Annotated in this window: 17 protein-coding genes and 1 pseudogene; 15 read left to right on the forward strand and 3 right to left on the reverse strand. The window is 44.6% G+C overall.

Annotated elements, in window-relative coordinates; genetic code table 11:
* Positions 1 to 25: 25 nt before the first annotated feature.
* Both OGM16_13455 and OGM16_13460 read left to right on the forward strand, forming a co-directional pair.
* The gene (locus OGM16_13455) at positions 26 to 436 is read left to right on the forward strand and encodes a DUF6465 family protein (GenBank protein ID UYJ45803.1); all 411 of its coding nucleotides are present in this window, start codon (positions 26 to 28) and stop codon (positions 434 to 436) included.
* 98 nt (positions 437 to 534) lie between these two features.
* Positions 535 to 2040: an RsmB/NOP family class I SAM-dependent RNA methyltransferase gene (locus OGM16_13460; GenBank protein UYJ45804.1), complete on the forward strand. Its 1506-nt coding sequence runs from the start codon at positions 535 to 537 to the stop codon at positions 2038 to 2040.
* 975 nt (positions 2041 to 3015) lie between these two features.
* Here the strand turns inward: OGM16_13460 and OGM16_13465 are convergent.
* Positions 3016 to 3909, reverse strand: a complete 894-nt coding sequence (locus OGM16_13465) for an RluA family pseudouridine synthase (protein UYJ45805.1) — start codon at positions 3907 to 3909, stop codon at positions 3016 to 3018.
* A gap of 6 nt (positions 3910 to 3915) precedes the next feature.
* Complete coding sequence (locus OGM16_13470; GenBank protein UYJ45806.1) at positions 3916 to 5199, reverse strand: DNA polymerase IV; 1284 nt, start codon at positions 5197 to 5199, stop codon at positions 3916 to 3918.
* Between the two features lie 154 nt (positions 5200 to 5353).
* On the opposite strand from OGM16_13470, the gene OGM16_13475 reads away from it, so the two are divergent.
* From OGM16_13475 to OGM16_13525, 11 genes are all read left to right on the forward strand, one after another.
* Positions 5354 to 6619: a D-alanyl-D-alanine carboxypeptidase gene (locus tag OGM16_13475; GenBank protein ID UYJ45807.1), complete on the forward strand. Its 1266-nt coding sequence runs from the start codon at positions 5354 to 5356 to the stop codon at positions 6617 to 6619.
* 441 nt (positions 6620 to 7060) lie between these two features.
* Complete coding sequence (locus OGM16_13480) at positions 7061 to 9298, forward strand: SH3 domain-containing protein (protein UYJ45808.1); 2238 nt, start codon at positions 7061 to 7063, stop codon at positions 9296 to 9298.
* Positions 9299 to 9333: 35 nt separating this feature from the next.
* Positions 9334 to 10977 carry a cadherin-like beta sandwich domain-containing protein gene (locus tag OGM16_13485; protein ID UYJ45809.1) on the forward strand — a complete coding sequence of 548 codons (1644 nt, stop codon included), beginning with the start codon at positions 9334 to 9336 and terminating at the stop codon, positions 10975 to 10977.
* Positions 10978 to 11024: 47 nt separating this feature from the next.
* Complete coding sequence (locus OGM16_13490) at positions 11025 to 12224, forward strand: FprA family A-type flavoprotein (GenBank protein UYJ45810.1); 1200 nt, start codon at positions 11025 to 11027, stop codon at positions 12222 to 12224.
* A gap of 96 nt (positions 12225 to 12320) precedes the next feature.
* The gene (mobB, locus tag OGM16_13495; protein ID UYJ45811.1) at positions 12321 to 13424 is read left to right on the forward strand and encodes a molybdopterin-guanine dinucleotide biosynthesis protein B; all 1104 of its coding nucleotides are present in this window, start codon (positions 12321 to 12323) and stop codon (positions 13422 to 13424) included.
* Positions 13425 to 13515: 91 nt separating this feature from the next.
* A complete protein-coding gene (gene udp, locus OGM16_13500; protein UYJ45812.1) occupies positions 13516 to 14301 on the forward strand; it encodes a uridine phosphorylase in 786 nt (261 codons plus the stop codon).
* Between the two features lies 1 nt (position 14302).
* Positions 14303 to 15805: a glycerol kinase GlpK gene (gene glpK, locus OGM16_13505; protein ID UYJ45813.1), complete on the forward strand. Its 1503-nt coding sequence runs from the start codon at positions 14303 to 14305 to the stop codon at positions 15803 to 15805.
* A 132-nt stretch (positions 15806 to 15937) separates the two neighbouring features.
* Positions 15938 to 16333, forward strand: coding sequence for a GntR family transcriptional regulator (locus OGM16_13510; GenBank protein UYJ45814.1), 396 nt, complete (start codon positions 15938 to 15940; stop codon positions 16331 to 16333).
* Between the two features lies 1 nt (position 16334).
* Positions 16335 to 16955 carry a UvrB/UvrC motif-containing protein gene (locus OGM16_13515; GenBank protein ID UYJ45815.1) on the forward strand — a complete coding sequence of 207 codons (621 nt, stop codon included), beginning with the start codon at positions 16335 to 16337 and terminating at the stop codon, positions 16953 to 16955.
* Positions 16948 to 17991 carry an ATP--guanido phosphotransferase gene (locus OGM16_13520; protein UYJ45816.1) on the forward strand — a complete coding sequence of 348 codons (1044 nt, stop codon included), beginning with the start codon at positions 16948 to 16950 and terminating at the stop codon, positions 17989 to 17991. Before OGM16_13515 ends, OGM16_13520 begins: the two co-directional genes overlap by 8 nt.
* Before the next feature lie 28 nt (positions 17992 to 18019).
* On the forward strand, positions 18020 to 20533 hold the full coding sequence (locus OGM16_13525) for an ATP-dependent Clp protease ATP-binding subunit (GenBank protein UYJ45817.1): 2514 nt from the start codon (positions 18020 to 18022) through the stop codon (positions 20531 to 20533).
* Between the two features lie 132 nt (positions 20534 to 20665).
* Here OGM16_13525 and OGM16_13530 read toward each other — a convergent pair.
* Positions 20666 to 20758, reverse strand: a pseudogene (locus OGM16_13530) (flavodoxin family protein).
* 260 nt (positions 20759 to 21018) lie between these two features.
* Between OGM16_13530 and OGM16_13535 the strand changes: the two are divergent.
* Both OGM16_13535 and OGM16_13540 read left to right on the forward strand, forming a co-directional pair.
* Positions 21019 to 22785: a GGDEF domain-containing protein gene (locus tag OGM16_13535; protein UYJ45818.1), complete on the forward strand. Its 1767-nt coding sequence runs from the start codon at positions 21019 to 21021 to the stop codon at positions 22783 to 22785.
* 57 nt (positions 22786 to 22842) lie between these two features.
* Positions 22843 to 23115, forward strand: a complete 273-nt coding sequence (locus OGM16_13540; GenBank protein ID UYJ45819.1) for a transposase family protein — start codon at positions 22843 to 22845, stop codon at positions 23113 to 23115.
* Positions 23116 to 23121: the final 6 nt, after the last annotated feature.

Here is a 23121-nt window from a genome sequence, read left to right on the forward strand (position 1 = left end):
CAGATCAAACAGGGAGGAATGAATTATGACAATGGCTAAGAAGGCAGTTAAAACATCTACAGTGAAAGAAACTGTAAAGGAAACTGTAAAAGAGGCTGCTCCGGTAGTGAAGGAAACTGTAAAGGGAGCAGCAGCTACTGTAAAGGCAGTTGCAGCAGAAGCAAAAGAGGCTGTTAAGAAGGCACCTGCAAAGAAGCCTGCTACTAAAAGAGCATCTGCAAAGAAGGCAGCTGAGCCAAAGATGGAAGTGCACTTCCAGTTCGCTGGTAAGGATGTTCTTGCAAAGAGCGTATTAGACAAAGCTGTAGAAGCATACAAGAACACACACAAGGATGCAGAGATCAAAGAAGTTGAACTGTATATAGTTGCAGAAGAAGGTGCTGCTTACTACGTAGTAAACGGTGAAGCATCTGATGACTTCAAGGTAATACTGTAATCGGATTTAATAAAGTGATCAGGAAAAAGGCTGGTGGGGCGGATGAACCTGCCAGCCTTTTTGCTGTCATGTATCATGAGGAAAGAAAGGAAAATAGGATGATAACACTGCCACAGCGCTTTAAAGAGCGTATGAAAGAACTGCTGGGAGAAGAATACAGTGCATTTGAAGCCAGTTATGAGCAGGAAAAGGTACAGGGATTGCGTTTTAACAGTTTAAAGACAAAAGAGGGAAGAGAAGATGACTGGGAAGAAAAGGGAGTAAAGTCTCTGGCAGAAAAGACATCCCAGGTCTTACAGATGGAACTGACACCGGTCTCATGGGTAAAAGAAGGGTATTATTATCCATTGGAGGCAAGACCAGGAAAACATCCTTTCCACGAAGCAGGTCTTTATTATATCCAGGAACCAAGTGCTATGGCCGTAGTGGAACTTTTAGATCCGAAGCCAGGTGAAAACATACTGGATCTGTGTGCAGCTCCCGGTGGAAAGTCCAGCCACATTGCTTCCAGGTTAAAGGGAGAAGGCTTCCTTCTATCTAATGAGATCCATCCGGGCCGGGCAAAGATCCTTTCCCAGAACATGGAACGTATGGGTGTGGGAAATTGTGTTGTCACAAATGAGGATGCAGGAAGTCTGGCAAAGTTTTTTGTGCAGTTTTTTGACCGGATCGCTGTAGATGCCCCCTGCTCCGGAGAAGGGATGTTCCGCAAGGAAGAAGAGGCGGTAAAGCAGTGGAGTGAGGACCATGTAAAAATGTGTGCAGCCAGGCAGAAAGAAATATTAGAAGATGCTGCGTCTATGCTAAAACCAGGGGGCACCATGGTATATTCTACCTGCACCTTTGCACCAGAGGAAAATGAAGGTACTATCCTTTCTTTTTTACAAGAACATGAGGATTTTTATCTGGAAGAAAGAGAATGTCCAGAGGGGTTGATGAATGCAGTGCCCAAATGGGCCTTTTACGGACATGAAAAAACAGAAGAAACAGAAGAAATTTTTACAGCCATAGAACAATTCCATCTGGAACGGGCTTTCCGTATTATGCCTCATAAAACAGAGGGAGAAGGTCATTTTATGGCGGTTCTTCGTCGGAGAGAGGACAGTGGGGAATTCACCGGTAAACGCAGCCAGCCTTCTTATATAGATCCGAAAAAGGAAAAAGAAGTGATGGAAGAGCTGCATCGTTTTCTGGACAAAACACTTATTGAGCCGGAACTCTTAAAAAAGCGGGAAGAGTATCTTCGATTTGGAGATCAGCTTTATCTTCTTCCACCTCAGATGGTCAGTTTAAAAGGATTAAAAGTGCTTCGCCCGGGATTGCATATAGGAACTGTAAAGAAAAACCGTCTGGAGCCATCCCATGCTTTTGCTCTCTGGCTGAGACCGGAACAGGTAAAAGTATGGAAAGAACTGGCACCGGACAGTGTAGATGCTGTTAAATATTTAAAAGGAGAGACACTGAACGCAGCCACGGATATGTCTGTGTCCTGTGAAAAAGGCTGGGTATTGATATGTACAGGAAATCTAAGCCTTGGCTGGGGAAAAATGGCAGCCGGGATCATTAAAAACCATTATCCAAAGGGGTTGAGATGGATGTACTAGTGTACTAACAAATTGATTTCTAAATCAATACGTGATATCATATAATTATCCAACTCAATATTCTGTTTTTCTCAGTCAGGAAGAGAAAGAAAAACTTTTAGCTATGAGCAAAGACAATAAACTTTCAGCACGTGTTTCCAAGAGCGTTTTGATTCTTTTGGCTTTGGATAATAAAACGAATTCGGATATTGTTGACTAAGGTCCGAAAGCCACCGGTACACATGACAGATGCGCATTTGGGAGAAAATCCTTTGTTTGTGGGCTTGCGTCGCCTATTGTCAGAACTGCGAACCAAACTCGCACGCTTTGCATGCTCAAACAGTGGTTCTCCGTTCTGACGCTATGCGCGCCCACTCACGGATTTTCAAACAAATGCTTATTCTGTCATGTGTACCGGCGGCTTTCTACGTTATTGGCAATAAAAAATGTAGGAGCAAACCAGTAAGCAGTTTTCATGTAGGTGGGGGATTGTATTTAAGTACGGCATTTTTTATGTGACATATCCAATACAGTAGAAAGGGCTCACCCATGTATAATAAGCATTCGGTAGGTAATTTTGTCCATTTTGTGAGCATAGCTGGTAGGTTGGAGGCACTGTTTGAGCGAACGCAGTGAGCGAGTTTGCCGGAGACCTACCTAATCGGTGGCGGAGCAAAATGGACAAAATTGCCGTGAATGCGTTTATACATGGAGGAGCCCTTTCGGACCCTATTGAACTAAATTCAAAGTTTGACTCATAAAAATGGATTAGACTTGGAAATATATTGCTTTAGAAATCAATTTGTCGGTACACTAGTACATCGTTTTCGAAATAACTATACCACTCACTTGTCTGCGAATCTGATTGCACAGGCCTAAAAGCCTCAGCGTAGCCCGCTACGCCTGCGTTTTTAGACCTGCACACTCAACTCCGCATCCTACGTGATTAGTACAGTTATTTTCGAAACGATGTACTGGTCTGGGATAAGGTTTTTGTTATTCCTTTACTAAAGCTGCCATGTCTTTCGGGAGTGGAGCTGTAAAGCTTAAAGGTGTTTTTGTCAGTGGATGGATAAATTCCAGTCCATAAGAGTGGAGTGGCTGGCGACTGATATAGCGGTAGTCCGGATTATAGAGAAAATCACCGGGAAGAGGATGACCGATATAGCCCATATGGACCCGGATCTGATGAGTCCGGCCGGTATCCAGCTTCAGACTGATATAAGAAAGATCCTTTTCTTCATCATAGGAGAGAAGACGGTAATGGGTTCTGGCTGTCTCACCATTTTCAAAGTCAATACGGCGCAGGACAGTAGAGTCTTCTGCTCGTCCTATTGGGGCATCAATGATGCCCTCTTTTTCTGTCTTTCCACAGACAATAGCACGGTATTGTCTGTGGATCTGCCTGTGGAGCATCTGGTCAGATAAGATACAGCCTGCAAGAAGATGCTTGGCAATGACTAAAAGACCGGTGGTATCCCGGTCTAAGCGGTTAATGGCCCGGTAGACCAGAGTCTGGCCTTTGCTCTGGTAATACCAGGCAACGGCGTTTGCTAATGTGTGGTCAAAATGGCCTTGGGAAGGGTGGATAGGCACACCGGCATCTTTATTTATCACTAAAATATCCTCATCCTCATAGATGATATTTAAAGGAAGCCTAACAGGAACAATGTTCTGGGAGTTTTCCTCTTCTAATGCAGCGGTCAGTATTTCACCTGCCTGCAGACGGTGGATGGTATAAGCAAGCTTCCCGCCGATAGTAAGGCCGGTGGGAGAATTTCTCAGTTTAACTACCAGACGGTGGGAATAGCCTTTGCTCCTTAAAAACTGTTCTATGGTCTTTCCCTGGTCTTCTTCGGTGATCTTGTATTGTAATGTCTTTTTTATCATGTATATTTAAAGTTCCTCTCCAGATCCGTTTTTTGCAGATCCTGTTTTAAAGGTTTTCTTTTTGCTTGCAGCATGGTCTACGATGGCATCTTTTTGCAGAAAACTGGCACGTTTGATGCTGTCGATGCCAAAACGGCTGCGGATAGAATCTACGGTTTTTTCAAATTCCTTTTTTTTTCTGGCGTGAGGCTCTTCAAACAGGCTCATCTGGCAGAAGCTGTCATCAGATATTTTTCCCACACGCAGTCCCATAAGCCGCAGGGGAGTCATATCCCAGGCTTCTTTTAAAAGTCTGCAGGCACATTCAAAAAGCTGTGATGTAGAATCTGTAGGTTCATTTAAGGTCATCTGATGGGACTGGTTTTTAAAGGACCAGTCCCGAAGTTCCACACATACACTGCTGCAGAGTACATGGTCTGCCCGCAGTCTGGCACCCACGGTCTCGCACAGGGAGAGGAGTACCTGACAGCCTGTTTCATAATCGGAAATATCCCTGGATAAGGTAATGCTGTTTCCGTATCCTTTATTAACAGGCTCTTTTTCTGCTACAGGGTCATTGTCAATGCCGTTGGCATATTGGTGGATCATCACTGCGTATTTTTCACCCAGATGTATTTTTAACAGATTTAAGTCCCAGCGAGCCAGCTGGCCAATGGTGCGAATACCCAGGTTTTCCAGCTTTTTCTGGGCAGACTGTCCTACGCAGAATAAGTCACGGATGGGCAGAGGCCACATTTTTTCTGCTATCTCATTAGGAAAAAGTGTATGGCATTTGTCCGGCTTTTCAAAATCAGAGGCCATTTTTGCCAAAAGCTTGTTTGAAGAAATACCAATATTAACAGTAAAGCCAAGCTGGTCCCGGATCCGGTTCCGTATTATATTGGCAGTGCTTAAAGGAGGACCGAACAGGTGAATGGTATCTGTCATATCCAGAAAAGTCTCGTCGATACTAAATTTTTCATGGTCCGGCGTGTATTCCTCTAAAAGAGTCATCATTTTTCTGGAACACTGGATATAGAAATCAAAACGAGAAGGTACGATCACCAGATCAGGACATTTTCGTAACGCTTGGGAGATAGGTTCCCCGGTGGTAACCCCCTGTTTCTTTGCCAGAGTGGATTTTGCCAGAATGATACCGTGACGGGTGCTTGAATCACCGCCTACTGCACAGGCAATGGTGCGCAGATCTGTATCCTGGGGATTTTTCTCAAGGCGGTATACAGATTCCCAGCTTAAAAAAGCAGAATTTACATCAATATGAAAAATAACGCGCTGTTTCGGTATATTCATAGTGCTCTCCTGAAAAATGAATGTGCTCCTGAAAGGGAGAATACATGTTCTGTAAAAATCATAACACAGGCAGCAGATATAGTCAATTTCAGCATATCTGTAAATCAGATGGAATAGGATAAGAAAAAGAACCCTTTGGGGAGAAGCCCTTAAGGTGAATGAGAAAAGAAATGCTTTAAACAGAGGGATGCGGTGGAAATTCCGTTGTTTGGTCCTGGTTTTTGTACTTGTTTATTTGTTCCTTTTTTGTAATCTGCAAAGTCTGGCAGAGGAAAAAGACGGACTGAAGCTTTATTCCCAGTCCGCTGTTTTGATGGATGGGTACAGCGGCCGCGTTCTTTATGGAAAAAATGAAAAACAGGTGCGGCCCATGGCAAGCACCACTAAGATCATGACCTGTATCCTGGCACTGGAAATGGGAGATTTAGACGATCTGGTCACAGCTTCTTCTTGTGCAGCTTCCCAGCCAAAGGTACATATGGGAGTGAAAAAGGGAGAGAAATATCTGTTAAAAGATCTGCTTTACGGTCTGATGCTGGAATCTTATAATGATGCAGCAGTAATGATCGCAGAGCATATTGGAGGGACAGGAAAAGATTTTGCCAGGCTGATGAATAAAAAGGCAGAAGATTTAGGCTGCAGGGATACCTGGTTTATCACACCAAATGGTCTGGATGCAAAAGAAACGGATGAAACAGGAAAAGAACGGATCCATTCTACTACTGCAGAGGACTTGGCAAGGATAATGGTATATTGTATACAACAATCCCCGAAGAAGGAAGAATTTTTAAAAATAACCCAGACCCAGGATCGCACCTTTTATGATTCGGAAAATAAACATCAGATCCAGTGCAGGAACCACAATGCTTTTTTAACTATGATGGATGGGGCGCTGACAGGAAAGACCGGTTTTACAGGGGGAGCCGGTTATTCTTATGTAGGAGCGTTAAAAAAAGATGGTAAATTATTTGTTATTGCCTTATTAGGCTGCAGCTGGCCGCCTTATAAGACACGAAAATGGTCAGATGCAGGAATCCTGTTTTCTTATGGACTGAAAAATTACAATAAAACAGATCTGTATAAGCATCTGGGAAAAACAGAGCCAGTGCCTGTGAAGGTAGAAGGCGGCATCTGCTGGGGAGAGGAAGAAAAAAGCTTTGTTTTAGCAAAAGAAAGGGAAATAGAACTTTCGCAAATAGAGCTTTCTGCCCTGATAAAAGAGGGTGAGAAAACCAGAAAGAAAGTAATCCTTCCCCGGAAGTTAGATGCTCCTGTAAGAGAGGGAGAGAAGATTGGAAGTGTACGATATTATATAGAAGATATGCTTATGGGAGAACTTTCATTATATAGTGACAGGTCAGTAAAAAAAATGGATATTTTGACGGCTTTGGGTCATGTTTTATCTCTGTGGAGAATTTAAAAGAAAGATTTCTGCCTGGTAAGTGTTAAAGTTTTCTTACGAATTAGTTTGATTTGTGTGAACATTTTTTGTTGCAGTTGACATGAGGCGGCAATTATCATTATAATGATACCGAGTGTTCAAAGGTGAAATGTCTGGGATAGGATTGTTTGAAAGAGGACTTTTAAACTTTTTAAGTGGGAACACATATCATGATGATGTTGGGGTCAAAAGGTATTTTGACCCCTCTGATACCGAATTGCTACGTGCTTTGCACTCCCGCAATTCTAAAAACATTCGTAATCCGCTCATTTTTCTTCAAAAAATGGCTTCTTACTCATGTTTTTGGCGGGTCCCAAGTTCAAAAATCCTCCTGCAAGCAAGCTTGCATCGGATTTATGACCTTTTGACCCTGGTATCATCATATCATTGAATCAGAGAATTCAGGAGATAATACAGCAGATGAAGGGAAAAATATACAAAAAAGGCCTTGCAGTTCTGTTAGGCCTGACATTGGCTGCAAATGTTCCATTAAGCAGACCATTGCCATTTCATATGTTAGATTCCTATGCTTATACGGGGACGGCTACTGTAAAGGCGTCCTCTTTAAACGTAAGAAGTGATGCAGGAACCGGCTACAGTGCAGTTGCCCGTCTGGCAGCAGGTGCCAGCGTACGCATTACAGGAGAGAAGACAGGAACAGACGGAAAGACCTGGTACCAGATCCAGTACACGGGAAGCAGCGGACAAACCGGCACAGGCTATGTTTCTTCTTCCTACATACGCATCCCGGTTTCGTATTCCGCAGATGCAAATTTTGAAGCTTATCTGACTTCCCAGGGATTTCCGGAAAGCTATAAAGATGGTTTAAGGCAGCTTCATGCCCAGTATCCAAACTGGGTATTCAGGGCAAAGAATACAGGGATTGACTGGAATACAGCTGTTGAAAATGAGTCAGTTCTTGGCCGTAATCTGGTGGCAACAGGAAGTATTTCTTCCTGGAAATCTGTAGAAAGCGGCGCTTATAACTGGGATAACAGCAGCTGGACCGGTTTTGACGGAAGCAACTGGGTGGCAGCATCCCGGGATATCATCCGTTATTATATGGATCCGCGAAACTTTTTAGATGATACCTATGTGTTCCAGTTCCTGTCCCATGAATACGATGGAAACAGCCAGACAAAAGAGGGACTTACAGGAATGGTTGCCGGTTCCTTCCTTTCAGGGACCACAGATTCCACAGGAACCGGAGGCAGTTCTTCTTCCGGCAGTTCTTCCGGTCCGGGAGGCAGTTCTTCTTCCGGCAGTTCTTCCGGTCCGGGAGGCAGTTCATCAGGTAATTCATCAGGCAGTTCATCTGGAAGTGTTTCAAAAGAAGGCCCTGGGGGAAGAAAAAACATGACAGATGATTCCAACCATGGTCCGGGCGTATCAGGTGGCAGTTCATCTGCCAGCCAGAGTACATCAGGTAGTGCAGCTGTAAGTACACAGGCACCGGGAAGCAGCAGTGCCACAGAGAGCAGCAGTACAGGAAACGGAAATGTTAGTCTGGAATCGCCACATGCTTCTATTACACCAAAGGAGCATAATCTGGTAACTTCCAATGTGAGCCTGGTAGCTCCGGGACAGTCCGATGGAAGCAGTACAGATAACAGTACCAGTATCTCCCAGCCTGGAAATGTGTCTTCCCAGCCGGGAACGGCTGCAGATACCACAACAGGTACTTCGGATCAGACCGGATCTTCTGTATCTGTTTCCACAAGTAAATCCTATGTGGATATTTTAATGGATGCAGCTACGAAATCTAGTGTGAGCCCTTATGTTTTAGCTGCCATGATCCTTCAGGAGCAGGGCGTAAACGGTGGAACACCTCTGATCTCAGGAAATTATTCCGGATATTCCGGTTATTACAACTTCTTTAACGTAGAAGCATATCAGTCCGGTTCTATGTCAGCTACCCAGATGGGACTCCGGTATGCAAGCCAGTCCGGTAGTTATGGAAGACCATGGAATACGGTGGAAAAATCCATTTTAGGCGGCGCCCAGAATTATGGCGATAATTATGTAAAAGCAGGACAGAATACATTCTATTTAAAGAAGTTTAATGTACAAGGCTCGAATCCATATAAACACCAGTATATGAGCAATGTGCAGGGCGCAGCTTCTGAGGCAGAGCGTCTTTCTAAGGCATACAGTTCCTTAAAGAACTCTGCATTGGAATTTTATATACCGGTATTTAACAATATGCCGGAGCAGGCATGTGCTGCACCTACAGGAAACGGAAGCCCGAATAATAAGCTTTCTGGCTTAAATGCAGATGGATTCAGCCTGACACCTTCCTTTGGAAAGGATACATTAAGCTACAATCTGATCGTAGATACATCAGTTACAAGTATCCAGATCAGTGCATCTACTGCAGATGGCAATGCTTCTGTTGCAGGTACTGGAAATATAGAACTTACCGGCAATTCAAGTGATATTGCAGTAACCGTTACAGCGCAGAATGGCAGTACAAGGACTTACACCATACATGTAGTGCGTCAGGCTGGCGGAGCAACCCCTTCCGGCCAGAATACCACTGCATCACCGGCAGGTTCTGGCAGCTCTTCCAGTTCACCTGGAAATACAGGAGGACATGGAGAAACGGGAAATGGCAATACTCCCGGCGGAAGCAATGTTACCATTGTAAACGTGCAGTAATGAGACCGAAATAGTTTAGGAAAGCAGGAATGAACATGACATTAAAACAGATCAGACAGTGGGCAGCGGCAGTTGCTGCCATCTGTCTTATAAACGTATTTTTGCCATTTTATGGGATAACTGCCTATGCAGCGACAGCAAGGATCGCATTTTCAGATCCAACCGCTTCTGTAGGCAGTGAGATCAATGTAAAAATGAAGATCACCAGCAGTGATAATCTTTCTACAGCAGATATCATGCTGGCATATGATGCAAACAGTCTTGAATTTATAGAAGGTACTAATGCAGAAGGCGGAAACGGGGCAGTCCGTGTCCATGGTGACGGCGGTGCCGGAAATACAACGACCCTTGCTTATGACCTGAAATTTAAGGCATCAGCAGCAGGTACCAGCAAGATCACGGTTACAAGCCAGGAGATCTATGATTCTTCTTCCAAGATCGTAACAGTTGAGAAGCAGGGAGAATCCCAGGTAACGGTCAGCGCACTGGCAAGTGCTTCCAAGGATGCAACCTTAAAGTCCCTGCAGGTATCACCGGGAAGCCTGACACCGGAGTTTTCTTCTGATGTAGATTCCTATGCAGTGACAGTAGGAACAGACGTAGATAAACTGATCATCAGCGCGGATACTACAGACGAAGGTGCTTCTAAGGTAGTAAGCGGCAATGAAAACCTGCAGATGGGTGAAAACAGGGTGACTTTAAAGGTTACTGCCCAGGATGGGGAAACTACCAGGGAATATGTGATCGTTGTTACCAAACAGGAAGGCGGTCCAAATGAGGGTACACAGAATGTGGATGGAGAAGGAAGCTTTGAACAGTTCCAGATGACTGTATCCAGGCGCAGCTTTACTGTAATGGAACCAGATGCTTCTGTACAGATACCGGAAGGACTGACAGAAACAAAGATCACCATTGATGGACATGCTGTTAAAGGCTGGGTATGGGGCAATGAGACAGAGCATCAGTATTGTGTCATTTATGCTATGAATGAAGCCGGTGAGAAGAACTTCTACCGCTATGACTTAAATAACAATGAGCGTACCATCCAGCGTTACTTTGAAGATCCAAATGCACAGGGAGCAGTAAGTGAAGATGTTTATACACAGCTGGCAGACCAATATGATTCCCTGAGAAAGGATTACAGCCTGTTCAGGACGCTGCTGATCGCGGCTATTGTTGTAGCTCTTATCTTTATGGTGCTTCTGGTGGTATCTGTTGCAGGCAAGAAGCAGAAAACAGAAAAAAGAAAGACATCCCGTTCTGGAAAGAAGTCTGTAAAAGAGAATGATGAAGCGAAAGAAGAGCTTTATGAAGACGAAGCAGAAGAGCAGGAAGATGACCTGATAGATGAGGATGATGACGATACAGAAGAATATGAGGATCTTGATCTTGAAGATTTAGACGAGTCTGAGGACGGATCTGAAGCTGCAGACGAGGAAGAACCAGAAGCTGTACAGGAAGAGCCGGAAACTGCAGAACCAGAAGAGACAGAAGCTGTATCAGATGAAGAAGCAAAGGATGACATCGAAGAAATAGAGTTTGAAGATCTGGATGAGGAAGCAGATGTGGATGAAAATGGTGAAATGGACGATAATGTAGTATATGAGGAGCCGGCAGTACCAGAAGAGACCTCAGAGGACAAAGACAAAGACGATGACTTTGAGATATTTGACCTTTAAAATAACCTGAAAATGAGACTTACAATGTGCAGAAAGGAAGAAGAGCTATGTATTGTGTAAAGAAAGTGAAAGAAGATTTATTCTGGGTAGGAGGTACAGACAGACGTCTGGCCATGTTTGAGAATGCTTATCCGATCCCAAGAGGTGTTTCCTATAATGCCTATGTGCTGTTAGACGAAAAGACCGTTCTTTTTGATACTGTAGACTGGGCAGTAGCAGGACAGCTGTATGAGAATCTGGCAAAGGTATTAGGAGACCGCTCTCTGGACTATATCGTAGTAGACCATATGGAACCAGACCATGCAGCAACTTTAGGCCAGGTTGCAGAAAAGTATCCAGAAGCAAAGATAGTATGCAATGCAAAGACTGTGGGCATCATCAAACAGTTCTTTGATTTTGATATTGATTCCAGGGCAGTGATCGTAAAAGAAGGAGATACATTAAGTACAGGAAAGCATAACCTTACTTTTGTAATGGCGCCTATGGTCCATTGGCCAGAGGTTATGGTTACTTATGATACCACAGATAAGACATTATTTTCCGCAGATGCTTTTGGCACCTTTGGCGCTATGAACGGCAACCTGTTTGCAGACGAAGTGAATTTTGAACGTGACTGGTTAGATGATGCGAGAAGATATTATACTAATATCGTAGGCAAGTACGGCGCTTCTGTACAGACTCTCCTGAAGAAAGCAGCAGGTCTGGAAATTGCAACCATCTGCCCGCTTCACGGACCAGTATGGCGTGAGAACATCAGCTGGTACGTAAATAAATATCTTACCTGGAGCAGCTACGTACCAGAAGAAAAGTCAGTTATGATCGCATATGGTTCTATTTATGGAAATACAGAAAATGCAGCCAATATCCTGGCATGCAAGCTGGCTGACAAGGGAGTAAAAAACATTGCTGTTTATGATGTATCAGCAACTCATCCATCCCAGATCGTAAGTGAATCCTTCCGCTGCAGCCATCTGGTATTTGCAGCAGCTACCTATAACGGCGGGATCTTTACTAATATGGAACATGTTTTAAATGATTTAAAGGCACATGGACTGCAGAACCGTACCGTAGCAGTAATTGAAAATGGTACCTGGGGTGTTGTAGCAGGAAAGCAGATGAAAGAGATACTTTCCGGAATGAAGAACATGAATATTTTAGAGCAGACTGTCACTGTAAAATCTGCTTTAAAGGATGAACAGGATCCACAGTTAGAAGCACTGGCAGATGCCATCGCAGCTTCTTTATGATCCTGAATGATCATATGATCCGCAAAAAAGAGCCGTTCATGGCTCTTTTTGCGTTGCAGTGCATCAGAAAGGGGCTATAGGGAGAAAGTGTTGGATATGAAGAAATTTGGCTGTGTCCTGCTTAAAGGGGGCAGATCCAGCCGCATGGGCGGCAATGACAAAGCAGAGCTTCTTTACAGGGGAATAAGTTTTAAAGAGAGGATCAGAAAAGAACTGGAGCAGTCAGATCTGCCCCTTTTTTTGTCAGAGGCCCAAAAAAGCGGGGATCCCCAGGTAATACCAGATCTGATCCCTGATGCAGGGCCATTAGGGGGGATTTATTCCTGTCTGAAACAGGTGGGGATGGCAGGTCTGTTTTTTGTTTCCTGTGATATGCCATTATTTCATTTTTATCTTGGGAAACGGGCATTGGAAGAAGCAGAAAAGAATATAGATGTGGATGCGGTGATCTGGAAAACAAGGGACGGCAGGATCCATCCTGTGTGCGGCTGGTATTCATCGGGGTGTATACCTGTCCTTGAAAAGCAGCTTCTGGAAAAAAATGGAAGAGTAAGGGATCTGTTAGGAAAACTGCGGGTAAAGATCCTGGAAACAGAAAAGGAACATGTACCCGATACATGGTTTACCAATGTAAACACACCTATGGCTTTAAGTGAACTTGCAGATAAAAGACCACCTGTATTTGCAGTCAGCGGAAAGAAAAATACAGGAAAAACTACATTGACCCAAACACTGGTAAGGGAATTGTCCCACCGGGGGCTGGCGGTGGCAGTGATCAAACACGATGGCCATGATTTTATCCCGGATGTGCCGGGAACGGACAGTTACCGTCACAAAGCGGCTGGGGCTTATGGAACAGTGGTGTATTCAGAAAAACGGTTCTGCCTTGTAAAAGAGGAAACAGGGCATCAGGCAGCAGATTTTTTTGGGTATTTTAATGATGCAGACCTTATCCTTCTTGAAGGGATGAAAGATTCTGCTTATCCTAAAATTGAAGTTATGCGCCGGGAGGTATCTAAAAGAAGTGTGTGCAAAAAAGAGACTGTAAAGGCCTATGTAACAGACTTTTTACCGGGAGAAATACCGGGATTTGAAAAAGAAAGTCTTGCAGACTGCCCGGTATATGATTTTAATGATCTGGACGAGATTCTGGAGACTGTTCTGGCCCTTCCAAAAAATAGCTTTTTACTTATGTTTTGACGGACGATATGGGGATATGGTACAATAAAGACAGAAAATAGGGTATTACAGAAAGAATCTGAGAGAACATAAAAAAAGAAAGGGGTATTTTATGCCAGTTGCATATAGTACAGAAAATGAAGAATATCATTTAAAGATACGTCCGGGAGATGTAGGCCGCTATGTGATCCTGCCGGGAGATCCGGGAAGATGTGAAAAGATCGCAAAATATCTGGATCATCCCCGTTTTGTTGTTTCCAACCGGGAATATACCATTTATACAGGGGAACTGGAAGGAGAAATGGTAAGTGTGTGCAGTACCGGCATTGGCGGCCCTTCAGCAGCTATTGCCATGGAAGAGCTGATCCACTGTGGTGCAGAGTGTTTTGTGCGTACAGGAACCTGCGGAGGCATGGGAAAGGACGTATTAGGCGGTGATCTGGTCATTGCAAACGGGGCTATCCGCATGGAAGGAACAGGACTCCAGTATGCTCCTATTGAGTTTCCGGCAGTAGCAGACACAGGTGTGATAAATGCCCTCTGTGAAGCAGCAAGGGCAGATGGCTGTAAGTACCATGTAGGTGTAGTCCATTGCAAAGACTCATTTTATGGACAGCTGGATCCGGACAGTATGCCTGTAAAAGATGAACTGAAAAGCAAATGGGATGCCTGGTGTGCCTGCGGCGCTCTTGCCAGTGAAATGGAATCGGCTACATTGTATATTGTGGCAGCAGTGCGCAAAGTCCGTATTGGAACTGTGCTTTTAGTTCTGGGAAATCAGACCAGACGGGCTTTAGGACTGGAAGATATTCAGTGCCATGATACAGAGCAGTCTGTGAAAGTAGCTGTAGATGCCATTGCAAGGCTGATAAAGAAGGATAAGAAAGAGGAAAAATAATATGGCAAAGTATATAATGGCACTGGACGCGGGGACGACCAGCAACCGCTGTATCCTCTTTAATGAAAAAGGTGAAATGTGCAGTGCGGCACAAAGGGAATTTACCCAGTATTTTCCAAAACCAGGCTGGGTGGAACATGACGCAGATGAGATCTGGGCCAGCATGCTGGGAGTTGCAGTAGAGGCAATGAACAAGATCAGTGCTGTGGCGGCAGATATTACAGCTATCGGGATCACAAATCAGCGGGAAACTACCATTGTCTGGGATAAGAATACGGGAGAACCTGTTTATCACGCTATTGTATGGCAGTGCCGCAGAACATCAGAGTATTGTGACACTTTAAAAGAAAAAGGCCTGACAGATATATTCAGGAAAAAGACAGGTCTTGTGATCGATGCTTATTTTTCCGGAACAAAGGTAAAATGGATCCTTGATAATGTGCCGGGAGCAAGAGAAAAAGCTGAAAACGGGGAATTATTATTTGGTACGGTGGAAACGTGGCTGATCTGGAAACTTACCAGAGGCAGAGTCCATGTAACAGATTACTCCAATGCATCTCGGACCATGCTTTTTAATATTAACACACTGCAGTGGGATGATGAGATCCTGGCAGAACTGGATATTCCAAAATGTATCCTTCCGAAGCCGAAGCCATCCAGCTGTGTGTACGGTGAAACAGATCCTTCTTATCTTGGTGGGCCCATTCCCATTGCAGGTGCTGCAGGTGATCAGCAGTCAGCATTATTCGGACAGACCTGTTTTAAACCGGGGGAGGCGAAAAATACATATGGAACCGGCTGCTTTCTGCTGATGAATACAGGAGAGAAGCCTATTTTTTCAGAAAACGGCCTTGTGACTACGATTGCCTGGGGAATGGATGGAAAGGTCAATTATGCGCTGGAAGGCTCTATTTTCGTTGCAGGGGCTGCCATCCAGTGGCTCAGGGATGAGCTAAAGCTGATCGATTCAGCCCCGGATTCGGAATATATGGCTAAAAAGGTAGAAAATACCAATGGATGCTATGTTGTACCTGCGTTTACAGGATTGGGGGCGCCTCACTGGGATCAGTACGCAAGGGGGACTATTGTTGGAATCACCCGTGGTGTTAATAAATACCATATCATCCGCGCCACGTTGGAATCCATTGCATATCAGGTAAACGATGTCCTGGAAGCAATGAAAGCAGATTCGGGGATCAAACTTGCAGCTTTAAAGGTAGATGGCGGCGCAAGCGCCAATGATTTTCTGATGCAGACACAGGCAGATATTATCAATGCTCCGGTGAACCGCCCGGAATGTGTGGAGACAACCGCTATGGGTGCAGCTTATCTTGCAGGTCTGGCAGTTGGTTACTGGGGCAGCAGGGAAGAAGTGATCCAAAACTGGGCAATCGATAAGATATTTAAGCCTCAGATTGGGGATGAAGAAAGAGAAAAGCGGATCCGTGGCTGGAATAAGGCTGTGAAATATGCTTATGGCTGGGCAAAAGAAGAGGAAATATAAAAACTCTTGACGGAGAGAAGAAATACTGTTATATTATCAGTAGAACAGATGTAACTTAAAAGATAAAAAGAACATGGGGCTGCCGCAAACAAGGTTTTATTGTAGCGGCAGCCCCTGAAAGTTGGGGTGTTTATGGTACTAAAAATTGATTTTAACAGTGATGAAGCCATTTATATCCAGCTTCGAAACCAGATCATTATGGGAATAGCAACGGATATGATACGGGAAGGAGATACACTTCCCTCTGTACGGCAGATGGCAGACCATATCGGCATCAACATGCATACAGTAAATAAGGCATATTCCGTTCTCCGCCAGGAAGGTTTTGTAAAACTGGACCGGAGAAGAGGTGCAGTAGTTTCTCTGGATATAGATAAGATCCAGGCTATTGAGGAGATGCGCCAGAATCTGGATGTAGTGCTGGCCTGTGGTATCTGCCGCGATGTTTCAAGAGACGAGGCGCATCAGCTGGTTGACGAGATCTACGACAGATATACCAAGCGTGATATAGAAACCCGGGAGGATTAATATGTTATGTGAAAAATGTAAGGTTCGGGAAGCAAATATTAAATATACTGAGATCATCAATGGAGTGAAAACAGAGCATAATCTCTGTTCCCACTGTGCAAAAGAAATGGATTTTGGACAGTATACAGCTTTGCTGGACGGGGAATTTCCTTTAGGAAAGCTTTTGTCCGGACTTCTGGGATTGGAGGAAGATGAAGAGGAAACCGATGAACGTTTCCGGGTGGTTTGTCCTACCTGCGGTACCAGTTTTGATGATTTTGTCCAGAACAGTCGTTTCGGCTGTCCGGACTGCTATGGTGTGTTTGATCTGTTTATCAGCGATAAGATCAAACAGCTTCAGGGAAGCGAGAGCCATCGTGGCAAGATACCTAAGATCATGGCAGGAAAAGAAAAAAGTGCTGCTGGAAACAGGAAAGAAGTGCCTCAGGATGTTTTGCTGGAAGCAGGAGAAAAAACGGTAAATGATATGGATACAGCCAGACCGGACTGGTGGAAAGAGGCTGCGGACCTTGAAAAACAGCTGAAAGAAGCCCTGAAAACAGAAGATTATGAAATGGCAGCTGTATGCAGAGATAAGATCAGGGCATTAAAAGCAGGAAAGGACGGTCAGGTACATGAGTAAATGGTATGAAGCTATATCAGAAGAGCCGTCCAATATCATATACAGCAGGATCCGTCTTGCCAGAAACTGGAATGAATATGTATTTCCCTCCCGTCTGGATGAGGCTGGAAGCAGGGAACTGGTAGATGGCCTGCGGGACGGTTTAAAGGATATAGGAGAAAAGACAGGAACGCCTCTTTTTTACCGGCCTTTAGAGACTATGGCACAGGCAGAAAAGAAGGCTTTGCGGGAACGCCGGATCTTAAACCGCTGCGCAGTGGAAAAGACCTGTGCCCAGGGCCTGTATCTGTCAGAAGATGAGTCGGAAAGCATATTATTGGGGGCAGATGACCATATCCGCCTGCAGTTTCTGTCTTCCGGGCTCTGTCTGGAAAAGCTGTGGCAGAAGGCAGATGAGATAGATGATGCCATCAATGAGCATTTTCCTTATGCTTATGATGAAAAATATGGTTATCTGACTACATTTCCCACCAATATGGGAACGGGACTTAAGGCCTGTGCTGTAGTCCATCTGCCTATGCTGTCCCAGTTGAAGAAATTCCAGAGCATAGTAGCGGATATGGGAAGACTGGGAACCTCTATAAGGGGGATTTTTGGAGAAGGCAGTGAAAATGCCGGAAACATGTATGAGCTGTCAAACCAGAGAACCTTAGGTCTTTCCGAAAAAGAGATTATTGAGCTGGTAAATAAAGCGGCAGTCCAGTTAAATGCCCAGGAATTTAAGGTAAGAAAGGCGGCTTTAAATGCCAGAAGGCTGGAACGAGAAGATGAAACCTATAAATCCTACGGAGTTTTAAAATATGCCCGGAAAATGGCAGAAAAAGATGCCAGAGTCTTTATCGGACAGCTGATCGCAGGAGAAACAGATGGTCTTATTGCTTTTGAAAAGGAGAACAGCCTATACAGCCTTTTAGTGGGCATAAAACCGGCTAATTTAAATCTGTGGGCCAGCAGGCCGTTAGATAAAGATGAGACGGACTGTGTAAGAGCAGCTTATATCAGGGAACATCTTCCACAGATATGCAGCTGGTCTTAGGGGTTGACAGACATAAAGGAGGACAACAATGGAACGATATACACCACAGGCGAAGGAGGCCTTAAGCCTGGCAGTGGAAATGGCAGAAAGCTTAAACCATGGCTACGTGGGAACAGAACATCTGCTCATTGGCCTTTTACAGGAAGGAACCGGCGTGGCAGCCAAGGTTTTAGAGGAAAACGGGGTTGAAGAAGCAAAAGTAGTAGAGTTGGTCAGCCAGCTGATCACTCCGGATAATTCTGTGCAGATGGCAGAAAATGCTGCTTATACCCCAAGAGCCCGCCGTGTTATAGAAAACAGTTACAGAGAGGCAGTGCGTTTTAAAGCAGCCCAGATCGGCACAGAGCACATCCTTATTGCTATTTTAAGAGAAGGAGACTGTGTAGCCAGCCGCCTGTTAAATACCATAGGCATCAGTGTCCAGAAGCTTTATATTGATCTTCTGGCAGCTATGGGTGAAGATGCACCGTCCGTCAAAGATGAGATGCAACGGGGCAGCTATGGAAAGCGGGGCAGTTCAACACCGGCTCTTGACAGCTACAGCCGCAATCTCACCCAGATGGCATTAGATGGAAAGCTGGATCCTGTGATCGGAAGAGAACATGAGATCCAGAGAGTGATCCAGATCTTAAGCCGGCGTACCAAAAATAATCCATGCCTTATTGGTGAGCCGGGAGTAGGAAAAACAGCGGTAGTAGAGGGACTGGCACAGCGTATTGCAGCAGGAGATGTGCCGGATACCATCGCTGATAAGAGGGTTATGACGTTGGATCTTTCTGGTATGGTAGCAGGTTCCAAGTACAGAGGTGAATTTGAAGAACGTATTAAGAAAGTCATTGCAGAAGTAGTAGAGTCTAAAGATGTGCTGCTGTTTATTGATGAGATACACACCATTATCGGGGCAGGCGGTGCAGAAGGAGCCTTAGATGCTTCCAATATTTTAAAGCCATCCCTTGCAAGAGGGGAACTGCAGCTGATCGGTGCAACTACGATTGATGAGTACAGAAAGTATATTGAAAAGGATGCAGCCTTAGAGCGGAGATTCCAGCCGGTTACTGTAGATGAACCTTCAGAAGAAGAATCCATTGCCATTTTAAAGGGACTTCGCAGCCGTTATGAGGAACATCATAAGGTAGAGATCACAGATGATGCTTTAGAGGCAGCTGTAAAGCTTTCTGCCCGCTATATCAATGACCGTTTTCTGCCAGATAAGGCTATTGACCTGATTGATGAGGCATCTTCTAAGGTGCGCCTGTTAAATTATACAAAACCAGCTAAGGTCAGGACTTACGAGGAACAGATCGATGAGCTGGAAGAGGAAAAAGAGACAGCCATCCGGGAAGAAGCCTATGAAAAGGCGGGGGATATTAAGAAAAAACAGGAAAAGTTAAAAGAAAAGATCCGTCAGACTCTGGAAAAATGGGAAAAAGAAAAAGAAACCCGGAAACTGACAGTAGGGGAAAATGAAGTGGCAGATGTAGTAGCCGGATGGACAAAGATACCGGTAAAAAAGCTGGCAGAGGAAGAATCAGAGCGGCTTAAAAATCTGGAAAATATCCTTCATGAGAGAGTTGTGGGCCAGGAGGAAGCTATTACAGCTGTATCCAAGGCGATCCGCAGAGGCCGCATCGGATTAAAAGATCCCAAACGCCCTATTGGATCCTTTTTGTTCTTAGGACCTACAGGTGTAGGAAAAACAGAACTTTCAAAGGCTCTTGCAGAGGCTATGTTTGGCACAGAAACTTCCCTGATCCGGGTGGATATGTCAGAATATATGGAAAAACACAGTGTTTCCAAGATGATCGGTTCTCCGCCAGGATATGTTGGCTATGAAGAGGGCGGCCAGCTTAGTGAAAAGGTCCGCAGGAATCCTTATAGTGTGATCCTTTTTGATGAGATCGAAAAGGCTCATCCGGATGTGTTTAATATCCTTCTGCAGGTGTTAGATGACGGCCATATCACTGATGCCCAGGGACGAAAGATCGATTTTAAGAATACCATTATCATTATGACCTCCAATGCAGGTGCAGAAAATATCATTGCGCCAAAACGTCTGGGATTCGGGGTTGCCACAGATGCAAAGGCAGACCACGAATTTATGAAAGGCCGTGTGATGGAAGAGGTAAAACGTCTGTTTAAGCCGGAATTCTTAAACCGTATTGATGAGATCATCGTCTTCCACCAGCTGACCAAGGAGCATATGAAGGGCATTGCTGACATCATGTTAAAGGGCATTGAAAAGAGATGCAAAGAGCAGTTAGGCATTACCCTTACTGTAAATGAGGCTGCAAAAGAACTGCTCATTGATAAAGGTTATGATGAAAAATATGGCGCAAGACCACTGCGTCGCACCATCCAGAGCCTGTTAGAGGACAAGATGGCAGAAGAGATTTTAGATGGAAAGATCAAAAAGAGTGCCGGTGTGGAAGCAGGCTGTGAAGATGGCAGACTCGTTTTTACGGTGAAAAAGAAAGCAGCTGCCAGAAGGAAAACAGCAGCCCCAAAAGCTTTGGCAAAGGTATCACGACAAACGCATGAGTAAATAAATTGTGAACACGCCCCTTTTTTGTTAAAATTAAAAGAAAAGGGGTGTTAGTATATGCAAGAATTATTAGATTGGATGGAATATATTGAAGATGATCGCCAGCAAAGAAAAGTTCGTCATACATTAAAGGACATCGAAATACTCACATTCATCCTGAGGTAATGTCTCGTGGATAGCATCAGCCAGCACCTTGGCATTACCTGTTAAGCTGCTATAAACGATGGAATATTTTTTATTCTTCTTATCATGTTGTCTCCTTTCATAGGATCATGAAATTATCGTATCGCATTCCTATTTTAGTTTCGGAAAGCATGATTTGTCGAATGAAATTTCCATAAACATTTTACAGAGCGAAATGGATAGTTGCTTTTCCTGCTACTTGTGATAAACTTGTTGATAAGTGTGTGAAAGATCATGGACAGAATCCCGATAAGGGAATAAAAGCGGGGGCAGCCCCGGTATCATTTAATGAGGTAGAAAAGTTGACAGAAGCAAAATATACGATCCAAAAGTATAAGAGAATTTTATTTTATGTGGTGATATGTGTGTTGCTTGCGGCATTCCTTTTGGGACAATATATTTACCCAAGTGAGAGGGAACTGGTCACGGAGGAAAGCATTACTTATACCGGAACCTTTTACCGGGTGCTGGCAGACGGAACGGAAGAAGAGCTTCGGATTCCGGGTCGGTATAATGTGCCTGCCGGAGAGTCTCTGGTCATCCGGTCAGTGCTCCCACAGGATTATCATGAAAATACGATCGCCATCAGGTCCTCCATACAGAATGTGCGCATTTACATCAGTGGGGAACTGAGGACGGTGTATGATACGGAGAATACCAGACCTTTTGGGAAAAATTCTGCCAGTGGGTATGTGTTCTGCGAGACATCCAGCGAGGATGCGGGACAGGAAGTGCGGATAGATCTGCAATGCTTTACGAAAAAGTATTCAGGTGTTGTCAACAAGGTATATTGCGGGGATAAATCAGATATCTGGGCATATATGTTCCACCGCTATTTTATGGTAACTCTGATCGCCTGCGCCATGCTGTTTGCCGGACTGGTCGTGCTGATCATTAGTCTGGTGCTTGATATTATATATAAGACGAGATTTGATCTGGAGTACCTGGGATGGTGCATGCTCTTGGGAGCAGTGTGGATGCTGGGAGAATCGAAGCTGCGCCAGCTGTTTGTTTCCAATGCTTCTATTCTGTCGAATATGTGCTTCTTCGTTGTGATGCTCTGCCCGGTTCCGATCATGTTCTATATTGACAGTGTGCAGCAGGGAAGGTACCGGAAGGTATATCATGTGGCAGAGTGTATCACCTGTGTGAATTTTGTGATATGCACGGCCTTACAGCTACTGAATATCGCAGATTTTATCTCGACAATGTTCTTGTCCCACCTAGTGATCGCAGGAACGTTCCTGACAATATTTATCACCATTTGCCGGGATCTCATTAAGGGAACGGCGAAACATTACAAGCTTCCGCTGATCGGACTGGTAGCTGCCATGATTGCAGTCATGCTGGAGGTGATAGCGGTGTATCGAGTGGTGTCACTGTCAGGGATCTTTATCGCAACCGGACTGGTGGTCCTGCTGGTCGTTACGCTGATCCAGACAATGGACCGCATCCGCGAGCTGGAGCTGGCTAGGCAGAGAGAGGCAAGGGAAAGCCTGGATTATCTGACTGGTCTTCCTATGCGTCATAAGGGTGAAAAGCTGATGCTTGAGAAAATGCAGAAGCATGATGGCTGTCTGGGATTTGTCGATATGGATAATCTGAAGAAGATCAACGATGTTTATGGACATAAAGCGGGGGATCGTGCTCTCAGGCTGGTAGGAGCAATGCTCACAGAGTGCATGGAGAACGCAGTGGTTTGTCGGCTGGGAGGAGATGAATTCCTGTTCTATCTGCCGGAGGCATCAGAAGAAGAGATGAACATGCGGATGAGAAAGCTGTTTGATAGCTTTGGTGCGGCAAAAAATGTCACGGCGGAGACTTCACCGGCATCCCTGTCCTGCGGTCTGTGCATGTGCAGGCAGGGAGGAAGCTTTGAAGAATATTATATAAGAGCGGACAAGGCATTGTATTATGTCAAACAGAATGGTAAGAACAGTTACCGGTTTTATGAGGAGCTGGAGGAACAGCAGACGGATGCACAGGCCAGAAAAAATGACCTGGAGGTAATCGCCGGAGCATTGCTGGAGAGCGGAAGCTATACAGGAGCACGACAAACGCATGAGTAAATAAATTGTGAACACGCCCCTTTTTTGTTAAAATTAAAAGAAAAGGGGTGTTAGTATATGCAAGAATTATTAGATTGGATGGAATATATTGAAGATGATCGCCAGCAAAGAAAAGTTCGTCATACATTAAAGGACATTCTTGTTATTGTGTTGTTTGCAACATTAGCAAATGCAGATGACTGGGTAGAAATGGTATTATTTGCAGAAAATTATCAGGATTATCTTCGCAAATATATAGAGTTAAAAAACGGAATACCATCTCATGATACAATAAGACGCGTAATGGGAATGATATCACCAGAAATCCTGCAGCAGCTCTATGGAAAATAGCAGGAT

This window comes from Lachnospiraceae bacterium (assembly GCA_025758065.1).
Lineage (GTDB): Bacteria > Bacillota > Clostridia > Lachnospirales > Lachnospiraceae > Enterocloster.

Bases quoted from the DNA above. Each gene is read 5' to 3' on its own strand.
- glpK (UYJ45813.1), top strand. From the start codon at position 14,303: ATGGCAAAGTATATAATGGCACTGGACGCGGGGACGACCAGCAACCGC.
- OGM16_13520 (UYJ45816.1), top strand. From the start codon at position 16,948: ATGAGTAAATGGTATGAAGCTATATCAGAAGAGCCGTCCAATATCATA.
- udp (UYJ45812.1), top strand. From the start codon at position 13,516: ATGCCAGTTGCATATAGTACAGAAAATGAAGAATATCATTTAAAGATA.
- OGM16_13485 (UYJ45809.1), top strand. From the start codon at position 9,334: ATGACATTAAAACAGATCAGACAGTGGGCAGCGGCAGTTGCTGCCATC.
- OGM16_13470 (UYJ45806.1), bottom strand. From the start codon at position 5,199: ATGAATATACCGAAACAGCGCGTTATTTTTCATATTGATGTAAATTCT.
- OGM16_13455 (UYJ45803.1), top strand. From the start codon at position 26: ATGACAATGGCTAAGAAGGCAGTTAAAACATCTACAGTGAAAGAAACT.
- mobB (UYJ45811.1), top strand. From the start codon at position 12,321: ATGAAGAAATTTGGCTGTGTCCTGCTTAAAGGGGGCAGATCCAGCCGC.
- OGM16_13525 (UYJ45817.1), top strand. From the start codon at position 18,020: ATGGAACGATATACACCACAGGCGAAGGAGGCCTTAAGCCTGGCAGTG.
- OGM16_13460 (UYJ45804.1), top strand. From the start codon at position 535: ATGATAACACTGCCACAGCGCTTTAAAGAGCGTATGAAAGAACTGCTG.
- OGM16_13480 (UYJ45808.1), top strand. From the start codon at position 7,061: ATGAAGGGAAAAATATACAAAAAAGGCCTTGCAGTTCTGTTAGGCCTG.
- OGM16_13540 (UYJ45819.1), top strand. From the start codon at position 22,843: ATGCAAGAATTATTAGATTGGATGGAATATATTGAAGATGATCGCCAG.
- OGM16_13510 (UYJ45814.1), top strand. From the start codon at position 15,938: ATGGTACTAAAAATTGATTTTAACAGTGATGAAGCCATTTATATCCAG.
- OGM16_13490 (UYJ45810.1), top strand. From the start codon at position 11,025: ATGTATTGTGTAAAGAAAGTGAAAGAAGATTTATTCTGGGTAGGAGGT.
- OGM16_13515 (UYJ45815.1), top strand. From the start codon at position 16,335: ATGTTATGTGAAAAATGTAAGGTTCGGGAAGCAAATATTAAATATACT.
- OGM16_13465 (UYJ45805.1), bottom strand. From the start codon at position 3,909: ATGATAAAAAAGACATTACAATACAAGATCACCGAAGAAGACCAGGGA.